General features: G+C 37.8%; 9 protein-coding genes. 5 read left to right on the forward strand and 4 right to left on the reverse strand.

Features of this window, described 5'->3' with window-relative positions; translation table 11 throughout:
* Positions 1–250 precede the first annotated feature (250 nt).
* Entirely contained in the window at positions 251–1,537 is a 1,287-nt protein-coding gene (locus tag HYV86_02865; protein MBI2572776.1) for a hypothetical protein, read from the forward strand.
* On the forward strand, positions 1,513–4,842 hold the full coding sequence (locus HYV86_02870) for a hypothetical protein (protein MBI2572777.1): 3,330 nt from the start codon (positions 1,513–1,515) through the stop codon (positions 4,840–4,842). Before HYV86_02865 ends, HYV86_02870 begins: the two co-directional genes overlap by 25 nt.
* 33 nt (positions 4,843–4,875) lie before the next feature.
* On the opposite strand, the gene HYV86_02875 is transcribed toward HYV86_02870, so the two are convergent.
* Positions 4,876–6,846 carry a hypothetical protein gene (locus HYV86_02875; GenBank protein ID MBI2572778.1) on the reverse strand — a complete coding sequence of 657 codons (1,971 nt, stop codon included), beginning with the start codon at positions 6,844–6,846 and terminating at the stop codon, positions 4,876–4,878.
* Positions 6,847–7,003: 157 nt separating this feature from the next.
* On the opposite strand from HYV86_02875, the gene HYV86_02880 reads away from it, so the two are divergent.
* The 3 genes from HYV86_02880 (at position 7,004) to HYV86_02890 (ending at position 10,617) form a co-directional block, all read left to right on the forward strand.
* The gene (locus tag HYV86_02880) at positions 7,004–7,351 is read left to right on the forward strand and encodes a hypothetical protein (GenBank protein MBI2572779.1); all 348 of its coding nucleotides are present in this window, start codon (positions 7,004–7,006) and stop codon (positions 7,349–7,351) included.
* A gap of 139 nt (positions 7,352–7,490) precedes the next feature.
* Positions 7,491–8,231, forward strand: a complete 741-nt coding sequence (locus HYV86_02885) for a hypothetical protein (protein MBI2572780.1) — start codon at positions 7,491–7,493, stop codon at positions 8,229–8,231.
* A 70-nt stretch (positions 8,232–8,301) separates the two neighbouring features.
* Positions 8,302–10,617, forward strand: a complete 2,316-nt coding sequence (locus tag HYV86_02890; GenBank protein ID MBI2572781.1) for a hypothetical protein — start codon at positions 8,302–8,304, stop codon at positions 10,615–10,617.
* A gap of 18 nt (positions 10,618–10,635) precedes the next feature.
* Here the strand turns inward: HYV86_02890 and HYV86_02895 are convergent, their stop codons facing one another.
* The 3 genes from HYV86_02895 to HYV86_02905 are packed head-to-tail and all read right to left on the reverse strand — an operon-like array spanning position 10,636 to position 11,921.
* The gene (locus HYV86_02895) at positions 10,636–11,253 is read right to left on the reverse strand and encodes a hypothetical protein (protein ID MBI2572782.1); all 618 of its coding nucleotides are present in this window, start codon (positions 11,251–11,253) and stop codon (positions 10,636–10,638) included.
* A gap of 7 nt (positions 11,254–11,260) precedes the next feature.
* Positions 11,261–11,773 carry a hypothetical protein gene (locus HYV86_02900; protein MBI2572783.1) on the reverse strand — a complete coding sequence of 171 codons (513 nt, stop codon included), beginning with the start codon at positions 11,771–11,773 and terminating at the stop codon, positions 11,261–11,263.
* Complete coding sequence (locus HYV86_02905) at positions 11,748–11,921, reverse strand: hypothetical protein (protein ID MBI2572784.1); 174 nt, start codon at positions 11,919–11,921, stop codon at positions 11,748–11,750. Before HYV86_02905 ends, HYV86_02900 begins: the two co-directional genes overlap by 26 nt.
* Positions 11,922–11,943 lie beyond the last annotated feature (22 nt).

Here is an 11,943-nt window from a genome sequence, read left to right on the forward strand (position 1 = left end):
TGATCGTTTGTGCTGATGTTTTGATGGATCAACTTCTTTTTAAACATACTTTTACAGATTCTTGCTTTAAAGCTTTAGGGAAGCTTTTGGAGCTTTATAGAGATAAATTATAGGTTTGAAAGTAAAATGGAGGATAAAATTAGCTTTAAATCTAATTTTAATAACATTTATTTCTTTTTCCTATCAAATTTTGCACAGATCTACCTACTCACTACAAAACCATTATAAATCAAAAAATAATGATTTAACCATGACTAAACAAGGTCAAATAACCATTTTTCTCGTAGTAGGTATTATTGCTTTGATGAGCATAGGATTGGTGTATTTTATCATTACTCAAGAATCAACAAGCACTTTAGAAAACAAAAATACCCATTTAGATTCAGACTTTATCGTTAGTTTCGTGGACAATTGCCTTTCTCAGAGTGCACACGATGCTATTATTAAAGTTGCATTACAAGGGGGATATAATACTGTCCCTGAAGTACGTTTTCTAGTGGGGCGAACCTATGTCCCTTATTATCTTATCAATGAAAAATTAATTATACCCTCTAAAGAACAAATTGAAATAGAAGTAGAACAAGCAACGAAAGAATTTATGCAAGGTTGCATTGATGATTTCTCCGTATTTAGAAAAATGGGATACGAAATTGAAGATTCAGATATGAAATTAACCGTACTACTAGGAAAAGTAAGTGAATTTGATCTTGACTATCCGATTACAATCAGACAAGGTGAAGATACAACCAAACTCACCACATTTGTCCACATTAAACAATTAAACTTTGAACGGATTTATGAGTTCATCTCTAAAATTGGTGAAGAACAACAAAAGACATTAAACATGATACCCATAGGATTTATATCGCAGGTAAGTATGGAACAAAATGTACCATTTCGTATATATTATCTTAGTCAAGACACAACGTTACTCACGTTCTCTTTTGAAGATTTTTCAGATAGGAAAACATTGGTTCCTCTCCAATTCAGATTTATTCACAAATATAATTGGGATTTCTTAAAACAAAAGACTACCATCGATATACCCCTTCCCAACATTACTTGTTATGTAGGCGATAGATGTCATTACAATCTAAACTTATATAGTGAAGAATTGGAGTTTAGAGATCTAAGCGATCTTATTGATATAACTACAGAGGGGATACTTGATTTTATTCCGACTAAAGATATGATCGGTAAACATGATATTGTTCTTGAAATTATGAATAGTGAAGGAAATAAAGAATCTGAAACTCTTAAACTTGAGGTTAAACAATTAGGAATACCAATACATTTAGAAGATATCTCTGCTCAAAAAGCAATTATTGGAAAACCATTCTCATATCAAATTGAAACAGAGGAAGAACATGAACAACCATTACAGTACATTTCCGATTCATTATTTGTACCAATTTCAGACCAAGGAAAGATTGAATTTACCCCAATAATTGAACAAAGAGGTACACATCTCATTAAAATTACTGCATATGATACTTATTGGGAGGATAGTACATGGCTACTACTTACAATAGAGTAAGCGAAGTTTTTGTACTGATTATATTGTTGGCATTACTAGTTCCTACTATTAATGCAGACACAGCACCACAGAATTGTGTAGAAACAAATAGCTGTCCTCAAGAAAACAAAGAATTTGAAAACGCATTTATTCAAGATCCAATAACAACTGCCCGTAATGATCCAGTTGCTTATTTAAAATATATCATTGATCATCCAGAATCAATTGCACAACATCCAGAGGCCTATGAAGCAGTTATAGAACAAGACGTAAAATACATTAATGCTGATAAAAACGCGTTTAGGAGTTATGTTGAAACAAAAGGTGCGCATTTTAATGAGATTAATGGTGATATTAGCTCGTTTGATAAAACGACCGGCCTGATAAGGACAGCTAGCAGTAGTTTTACGTTAGACTCAATTAAAACTATTGAGCAGAATGGAGGATCGGCAATTACAATTCTAAAGGAAGGCGGACTTTTCTACTTTATTTCAAAAACAAGTGAAAGTGCATGGATTACTGGATCGGTAATCATGGATAATTCTAATTTTGTCGTTGAAAAAGGGAGTATACATTATACAATGAATAGTCAATCTACAAATGCTGTATTAACTGGAGGAAATAGAGTCGTACTTTTTAACAATGTGTGTGCATTTACGCCCTGTTCAGGAATACGTTTTATACAACAAGGAGAGCAGCCCATAGAGCTTTATAATTTAGGAAATGATCAAGGTAGAAATAAAGACACAGAGTCTGAAATTAGTCTACCTGAAGTTTTGACATTACGCCGTGGTGTATTTTCCATTGATAGATTTAGTAATATGGTACTGGAAGGTAACTCGCTCTTAGAAAATGATAGAGATGTACGTTTTAGTGTAAGCCAACCAACCAGTTATTGTATTTATGAGAATTGTCTAAAATCAGGAAATTGGATTGAAGATTCGACGGATTCTCTCAAAATTATCGTTAAAGAGGGAAACAAAATTGATGTTGAAGTAAAAGATGGGATATATAAAAGGATAATTATCCCCGAAGTTAGAAGCATAGGTAGAGATTCAAATCAGGAAATCAAAGGAACTTTAGAAGATTATAAACCATTCTTCCTTGGTCCCCACATCTTGGTGGCTGATCAAAAATTAGTCCAGCAACACGCCAAAGAATTTCAGCAAGGAAGAAAATATGTAGAAGTCAAGCAAAAGAACGGAGATAGCATTTTCATCGATCGAAATGGGCAGATTTTTCAAAAAGATAAGGAACGAAAATATTACACTGATTCTAATGGGGATTTATTTGTCAGTGATGTCGCTGAAGATTCTGGAGGGGATTATCGTATACTAGATGATTCCCCCCTATTTGATGAAATTAAAAACAGAGAATCATATCGTTTGGCTCTCCAAGCTGCAAAGGAAAAAGAAAGTAGAATCACATTAAACATAGTTAAAGATGATAATGAGCCTATCCAATTAACATTTCAATCAGCTCAAGGACCACTCCTTGCAGGAAACCCTACTGGATTACACACAAACATAGGACACATCTTTCGAAACCAAGATGTAAATGGCGATTGGGATGAAAAATTAACCCCTTGGATACTAAAGACCGGAGAACCAAAAACAACAATCAATGGAAAAATAGTAGATTTTGCAAATGCAATACAAGAATATGAACAGATGGGACAAACTGAAGAAGTTGATCTGCTCATAGAAAGTAAAATCGGTGAAGATTATCTAACCAATGAACAATATAAATTATTGCTTGACAAAGCACAGACAATCGAAAGAAAAAAAGCAATTTTGGATCACCAACCTAATCTAGAATTAAAAATTACACTTGCCAAAGATTCTCCCGACCTCATGGCAGCGATAATTGATAGTGAAAAAGAAATATTACCTCGGCAAATCGAGAGATTAATACTAGAAATAGATTCATCATATGCAAGCCAAGAGCAAAAGCAGAAGCTCGTAAAGGAGGTTTTTGCAAAACAAGGAGAACTTGAAAAAGGTCAAGAGTGGAGGAGAAGAAGTCCATTAGATTATATTAACCAAGTTCATGACCCTGAAGTTCAGAAAATTATGTTACAAAACTTAAAACTGAATGAATACAACCCTTCCGGTTTAGTGAAATACCTAGAAAACATAAAACGAGGGGGCGAACAGACAATTAGACTATTCATTGAAAATGTTAATTATAATGACCCCATATTTCGTGCGACGATGAGTCAAGATGGCCCCCCTAATGGAGCTAATGGTGCTGCGTTTCGATCAATTCTAACACTAGTAGAGAACGATCCACAACTATTACAAAAAACACTGCAACGAATGCCAATACGAGAAGATCTTGGATTTAATCCAGACGAGTTTGGAATTGTCTATTTTGATCCTCAGTTCCAAGCACAAACACAGGGTCATGATTTCGCCACAAAATATTCCATTGCGCTTACGACCATTAGAAGGATAAATCAACAGGGAGATACAACTGGGGAAGTAACCGACAGAATTGCGCGTGTAACATCAGAGATTATTAATGAACGCGAAACGTTTAGCAATAGAGAAATTATTGGGGAACATACCTACTATATCCCCATAACTCATGAGGAAGAAATGTTTTCAAATAGTGAGATGGTTATATTAGCAAGAGATTCAGGTACCGCTCAAGTTGCAGACCAAAGTTTAAAAGGAGACCAAGATCTAGATAAAACAAGAGAGATTAAACGGCGTTTTCTTGATCTCGTGAGAGAGAGTGGTGATAAATCACCGATCACGACCATCCATTTCAACAACCATGGTGGACCAGATCATCAGTGGCTATCTTCAGGACAGGCAGGCGTACAAAATTCAGATGACCTCCATCGTCCGGAAGCAATTAGTTATGTAGAACTAGGAGATACCCTTATGCAAAGAGGTGAACTTGAAAGGGTAAATATCATCATCGATTCTTGCTATAGCTACGATTTTAAAGAAAGATTGTATGGATATCTCCAACAACAAGGAGCAACTAATTTACCAACCATCATAACTGAAACAAACCGCGGTCAGTTAGGTTGGGGAAGCGTATTTAATGAAGCAATCAAAGAAGTTGCACAACCGCGAAAGCCAATTACAGGAAAAGAGATTCTTGCGATTGAGGCGAAGACGTTTACAACACAAGATCTGTCTGTTTCACAACCCAAAGCAGGAACTGTACGTGATTTTGGTTCACCTAACGACGATGGTTCGGCCCTTCCCCCACAGCGTCCACCCCAGAACAATCTTCCTCCTTCAAAACCAGTATTCATTGAGATTAGTAAAAATGAACCAGACTGGGAGAAAGCATTAGGGACAGGTTAGAAGCTTAAAAAAATAAAGAAAGCAAACAAATCCTTACCCCATCAGTATCTGCACATCTTTGCCAAACACTCTTCGCAAGTCTTCAAAGATAGGTTCTTTAATGAATGTACGTTGGGCAAATGTTGCAGAGGCAAGATGTTTCTCGAGCTCTTCTAATGAACTCTCAGCAAGCGTTCCTAAACTGCCATCTGCATGAATGGCTGCTTTTTCAATACGCTGATCTTTGGCATCTACGTCAAAGATAACGAAGGCAACTTTGTCAAGCATGATCACTTCGCCAAATTTCTCGCCGTGTTTAATTCGAATCTTAGCTCTCTCTAACTCACGACCGCGCTTGCGCTGCATATATTCAACCAAGAAACGGATAAGTCCACCACTGCCTTTGCGAGCTTTCTCAATATCAGCCTTGGTGAGTTTTTTCTTCTCATAATGCTCTTTGGCTTCCGCAATCTCTTGGAGATCACGTAAGTAGCGTGCAGGAACTTTACCAGTAGTGATGAGTTCTTTTTCAAAAATACGTAAAATATCATTATCAGCAGCGCGTTCCACACCTTCTAGTTTAAGCACGTCACGAATGATAGTAATAATCTCATCATAGATCATCGTAATACTACGTTCATCATGCATCCCTTCAATAGCCGTAAACAATTCGCGAATCCGCTTGAGGAATTTCTCTGCATCATTAACATACTCATCGAGCTCTGTGCCAGTCAATTCTTTTTTGTCACCATGTTCAATGGATTTTCGTAACTCGACATTACGACGTAAGATTTTAACGTACTCAGGTTCAAGCAATTTCTCTTTCTTGACAAAAATCTCTTCCATTACATCAGGAGTTTCACGCGGTGTTGGAGGAGGCAAGCCATACAACATGAGTGCTGCTTGTGAAGGAGTCAAAATGGCATAAAATGTATCTTCCATCCCCATGTCTTTAAGTCGCAATTTAATTCGGCTAATACTTTGTTCACCAGTACTCATGAACAAATCAATTGCCTCACGGCTCGGTTTGATACGTCCCATGCGCAAGAGTTGTTTCCAAGGCATGAAAATACCACGATCATAGAATGGTACACCATCACGCAACAACGTGAAGATGATAGGGTTTGCTTCTTTAAGTGATTCCCAAAAGTCAGTAAGGATATAGACTTGAATATTGAGTTTATTTTTGATACCAGTAATCTCACCTGCTTCAACACCCATCCCAATAATAATAGCACGCAGTTTGTCTTTAAGTTCAACACGTGTCATTTTCTTGACATCAGTATCATCAATCACAATCCACACGTCGATGTCAGATGATGCTGTTGCGCGACCTTGGGTAATAGAACCAGCAAGAACATAACTCATGATATATTTTTCAAACTTCTTGATAACCATGCTCTTATGAATTTCCGCAATTTTAATTGCTGCAAGCATACCATTATCATGAATTGGGGCACTCATCGAAATAAGTTTGTTCACATCATATTTTGCATCATAACAGTTAAGCCATAGATCGGTTAAAAGCATACTTTGGGGGACAATATTAGTATCAATTTCTTCTGCTGTTTTCTTGACTAATGAGGAGAATTTTGCATACAACTCATCTTTAGTCATTTTGGTCGATGTAGTATCGTCCACCACAACTAAAAGAGAAATTTTGTTCTCATCAAATGGCTGTTGTACAGGTGCACTTTGTCCTGCAGGCATAGGTTGTACCTGTTCAAGAGGAGCTTGACCAGAAGCGGTTGGATGATGTTGAGGCGCTTTTTCCGGAGGCAGCAGCGCAATGCCCACAATATATTCACCAAACTTTTCTAAAAGCCGGCTTTTAAAAAGATCTAATTTGTCTTTGATAACTTTAAGTTTTTCAGCAAGTTCTGGAGGAATTTGCGGAGCAAGAGGAACATTCCCCCCCGTTGCTTGAGCTAAAGGATCCAAAGGTTGTTGAGGTTGTGGTGGAACCACAGGAGTAATTGATTTTGCTTTCAGCGTTTTTGGTACTTCTTTCTTTTTAGCAGTCATGTGTGTTTCCTCCAGTGAGAAATGATTATTATATCAGAAAAGTTATTCTCTATATACTTATAATAGTTTCTGTTGCTGGTGAGACATTTGAGTCAGGAACCAGAGTATTGCAAAAACAGCGAATATCTTTAAAAATACCATTTATTAGTGACTAATTATGGCTAGTGAAGATCTTGTGGATTTAGTAATAGTACCCCATCGCGAAAATAGAGAACAATGGAGAAGAGAAACGTGGGTCGTACCTTCAAAAATTGATAATGCAGCTCAACTGGAAGTTCACCTTACAAATTATGTACAACATTATTTTAGAGGAGTTCATCATCAAGAAATAGACCCACCTACTGCCTTTGATTACGCCAAGAGAATCCTAAATGCTGCCTATCAACCCAGCGGTTTTGCAGAAGCAGTAATATTAGCAAAGCGTTGGAAAATCGATGATGTCATTGATACTCTCGCCAAATATTTCGAAGCAGAAGCAATAAGACAATTCGAACACCACCCCTAAATCTCTTTTCAACAAATTACCCTACTTCTTAAGAAACAAAATCTTTAAATACGTCGATAAGGATATTCAATCAAAAAGAGGTTAGAATAAAATCATTCTAGCTATACCATTACTAAAAATTATACTGAGGTAGATTACTATGAGCGGCGGCGGACACGGTGGACATGGAGCAGGACACGGAGGACATGACGACCATGGTGGGCATGGACATGCATATGACCCAGTAGCCAAAGCAGGTGAAAATTATCAGAAAATTACACCAATTCTTGCGGGAGCACAACTACACCATACTGAATCATATCTTCACGCTGCAAAAAAAGTCCTATCTAAAGACAAAGGGAAAACAATCCATTATGATTGGCTTGCACAGGGCGATGGACATCAAAGTGCAAAAGAAGTAAGAGAAGCATTTGTAAAAGAGATGACAGAGTTTTATAAAGCTAAAGTCATTGAACAACATCCTACTGCAAAAGATGATGTATTTTTGGATGGTTTTCTGCAAACAATTTATGGATATAACGAAGCACAAATTAAGAGTGCCGTACATCGAACAAAAGCAGGGTTTACAGTAGATTTTTATGGACAAAATGTTGTACCACAATTAACTCGTTATATGACACAGCAACGTCAAGCTAAATCAACAGAACATGTTAGTGTAGAGGATATTACCACAATTACGGAAAAATTGGGTGTTAAAGACCGTCTTAAAGCAGGGTTAGATGTTGATGAAGCAAAAGCACTCCTTCATAGATATCATGAAAAAGAAGGGCACCTAGATGATTCTGATTTGGAACAGATTGTTGGTGAAAAAGTGGAAGCTCGCGAATCAAAGACTAGGAAAAAAGCCGGACATGGTGACGACCACGGAGCCCACCATTAGATTAGTGTCCCTATTGGGTAGTAAAAACTGCCACAAAATTTATAAATAGTATTTCTTTTTTTATCTTCTTGTGATAGAAGAAACTCTCTATGTTGGTGATATGCACAGTAATTATCTTGGTCTTGAAGCAGCGGTAGCTATTGCTCAACAGCGAGGAGTTTCAGAACGAATTTTGTTAGGAGATTTGACATACCACATGGCTTCACAATACAGCAGAGAAACCGCAAGACGAGGAGCCCAATTACGCCAGCAATTACGTTCCATCCAGGATAATCCACTCAAAACGGCTATCCAAAACGGAGAATATACCTCACAGCAATTAGAGGCAATTCTCCAACCAGCAACCGCGATTCGTGGTGTTGTTGAACACAGCCAACGTGCTGCATACCAGCACATTCGCCAGATTGATCCGACTGCTATCACTATTGCAGGAAATTGGGATACAGAGGAAAGTATCACAGACGTTTTTGCAGACCATTTTCGACCTGCTGGAATGACAGAAGAACAGGGCATTCGACGCCTCTGGGCACCCGGCGGGGGTACTCCGCCCATAGGACATGTTGGTTTTAATGAAGGATTTTTCTCCGACCATGCAGACGAAGGAATTCATCACATGCAAGATGTTATTCCATATCTAGTTCAACCCCAAGGTGTAACGGATGCAGAAAACACAATCGATGAAATTGTAACTCACGTACCATTCCCAAAGCCAGGTCAACACACTGATCAATTTTCACTTCAACTTCAGGATGCTCTCTTTAAACGTCATGAATTAGGACTGCCGGCTATTGGGAATCTAGTCCATGGCCATCACCACGGCGGATTTAGTTATACCTGGGAAACACTTGAAGATAAAAAATCAGGAAAAACATTAGAAGTTGAATGTTTTGCACCGGGGGTTCTTGCTCTGGAACATAATGATGGCACCCACGGAACTTTTTGTTTTGCTCGTAGAGATACTACCTCCCACCAAATACTTGAAATTGATGAATATCGAGTGTGGAATGGTATTGCCGGAATTATGAAAGTAGAATTTTATGCAACACATCACATTGATCGAGTGAACAAAAAAGTTGATACCCACCATGTAGGAGAAATTGTTTCTAAACGGGCAAATCTTCAACTTTTCAAAGAACATATGGAATTTGATCCTAATAGTCGCCTACGTGATCGAGGCTTAGTTACAGATTATACTCATCTTAGTGCATTTGAAACTGATCTTGCGCTTCGTCAGAGTATCGCAGTCATCGGTGAATATGTTGAAGATGCTCGCCATGCAGTTAAAACCGCATTTGATACCATGTATCATGAGCATCTGACACAGATGGATGCAGGACATCGTTTGACCGGCAGAGATGAAACAATTGCTCTCCAAAAAGTTCGCGATAACTTAGCAATATGGGCTTCCAAACTTCTTAAAATTGATTACGATGCTATTTATACTGATGCAATTGAACGAGATTATTTCAAATCCATCGCCGTTCAAGCAGTTTTAGGAGTAACATTAGACACACTTCGACAACATGTCCCCATGCGCGGCAAAACGGTGGGAGATATCAACGGCCATAGTGCAAAAGAGCTAGAGAAAGAAGTAGGAAATACCATGTGGGGAAAACACATTCAACCGCTTATCAAAAATATTGAACCTAGTCAATTCGCAGAAATGGTTGATAAAGTATATGCTCCACAAAGCGTACAACGAAAAGCAGGACTTGATCCAGAAGTCGATCGAAGCACGTTTGTAAATCTGTGGGCAAAAGGCTGGCAACAAGGATTACTTTCAAAAGATGATCTTCTGGCAAGTGGATTTTATATTGCAAATAATAATTTCCATGAACATAAAATGCCTGACGCAGAATTGAGAAATCTTACAGGAATGGTAACTGAACCTCATTCTTCGCCACAGCCAATTTATGTACCAGAACGAGAAATTCCAGCAATACAAGAAAAGATTTCACAAAACAGAGCAAGCGTATTTCGTAATAATCTAGGAGATTATATCCTCACCAAAGAGGGACCTCTATATATTCCCGAAAGCCAAAGATCTTCGATGCAATACGAACCAGTAACTATGAAAGGATTAGTAGAACAAGGAGCTCGGCTTGTTACTGGAGGAGACCAATACTTTGTAGAAGTGAATAATAAACTCCGCCCTATTGATCTCGCAGCTGAGAATATTGACCCTTCACAATATAACGTAACACCACGTTATCAAGTTGAAATCGAACAACAACAGCACCGAACTCAACAACAAGAAGAATTACGAAGATTGTTCCAATCACAAGGAGAAAACCCTGATACCAGATCTCTTCTTCCGCCACAACCTACAGTAGAATCAAATTCTCTTGGCAGCCCCTCTTTACCGTACACCCCACCAACTTTGTAAAATAGACTTAGATACTTCTTAGTCATCAAATTCAGAATCTCCCACCCTTCTTCCAATCTCTCTCTCCATCTCCTCACGCACAGCAGACATCTGATCCTCTTGAGCAGATGGTTTTTTGCCTACTTGAGTTTTATACGAATCAAGCAATTTACGAATCTGCGCATACACATACCCTACATCGCCCCCTACAATATCAGCAAAACTCGCTTCAAGCGGAAACGTATACACATACTTATTGATCATTCCCTTCAAAAAGTAGATGGTGGGTTTTAATGTCCACCGATGTTCATACTCTGTGAGCACCCACCCATCAAACACAATTGTCACATCCCCATTAGAGAACTTTCGTTTAAGACCATCAACAACATCAACCGTCTCCGTAACATTATCAAATGTCACTTTAATATTAATCTGAACTCGACCATAATGCACAATATCTTTGTAAGGGCGCAATTCAATATGCGTTCGTCGTCCAGTATCTGTAACCAGTTCTTCAGTTCTCTTCTCCCGTTTTTCATAATGACGATGATCTAACGCCTCATTAATGGTATGGAAAACTTCATCAGATCGAAAAATACCTTTATAGAGTAACGTGCGATTATTAACGATGAGATTTTTCTCAAAATACGGTTCCATTATTCACCTACGTACGATATGTGTACTTAAACACATTTAAATAATTTTTAATTTTCGTGTACAGATCATCAATATCACTTTTAATCCATGCTTCTAATTTCGCAACATGGCGATTAAAAAAATATTTTTCTATCATAAAACCCACAAACCAATAAAACGGTGAACCCGTCCATTTCCCAGCTCTATCACTCATAATAAATCCATCAATAAGCATGCGAATCTGTCCATGTTGAACTTGAAGATTTTTTCCATTTTGTTCAATTTCGACATCACGTACATCTAACATCTGTAAATGAATCTCAACTTTGAGTTTATAATAATCAGTAGAACTCTTCCACGGAGTAAACACCAGCCGAATCTGCTTTCCATTAGGCGTAACTTGTTCCTGATTTATTTTTTCATTCCAATCCCATCCTTTCTCAAAAAAGAACGTAGAAATGACTGCATACAGCTCCTCTGCATTAAAAAGACCCTCATAACTAAATTTCAGGTGATCAACGACTAGTGTTCTGTCTGCCATTCTCATCACCTATTTTTTGTTCAACATGTTCGATACGTGTATCAAACGGATCAATAAACTTGCTTTCAAATCTCTTTTTACCAAAAAATATCCAGTACAAACACAGATTACCAATGATAATCAAAAACAACAGTAGCCACGGACTCATAGCAAGAAGAAGGGGAAAATTG

This window comes from Candidatus Woesearchaeota archaeon (assembly GCA_016188115.1).
Classification (GTDB): domain Archaea; phylum Nanobdellota; class Nanobdellia; order Woesearchaeales; family GW2011-AR9; genus JACPIK01.

Coding starts and splice junctions, on each gene's coding strand:
- HYV86_02865 (MBI2572776.1), top strand. CDS start 251: ATGACTAAACAAGGTCAAATAACCATTTTTCTCGTAGTAGGTATTATT.
- HYV86_02870 (MBI2572777.1), top strand. CDS start 1,513: ATGGCTACTACTTACAATAGAGTAAGCGAAGTTTTTGTACTGATTATA.
- HYV86_02875 (MBI2572778.1), bottom strand. CDS start 6,846: ATGACTGCTAAAAAGAAAGAAGTACCAAAAACGCTGAAAGCAAAATCA.
- HYV86_02880 (MBI2572779.1), top strand. CDS start 7,004: ATGGCTAGTGAAGATCTTGTGGATTTAGTAATAGTACCCCATCGCGAA.
- HYV86_02885 (MBI2572780.1), top strand. CDS start 7,491: ATGAGCGGCGGCGGACACGGTGGACATGGAGCAGGACACGGAGGACAT.
- HYV86_02895 (MBI2572782.1), bottom strand. CDS start 11,253: ATGGAACCGTATTTTGAGAAAAATCTCATCGTTAATAATCGCACGTTA.
- HYV86_02900 (MBI2572783.1), bottom strand. CDS start 11,773: ATGGCAGACAGAACACTAGTCGTTGATCACCTGAAATTTAGTTATGAG.
- HYV86_02905 (MBI2572784.1), bottom strand. CDS start 11,921: ATGAGTCCGTGGCTACTGTTGTTTTTGATTATCATTGGTAATCTGTGT.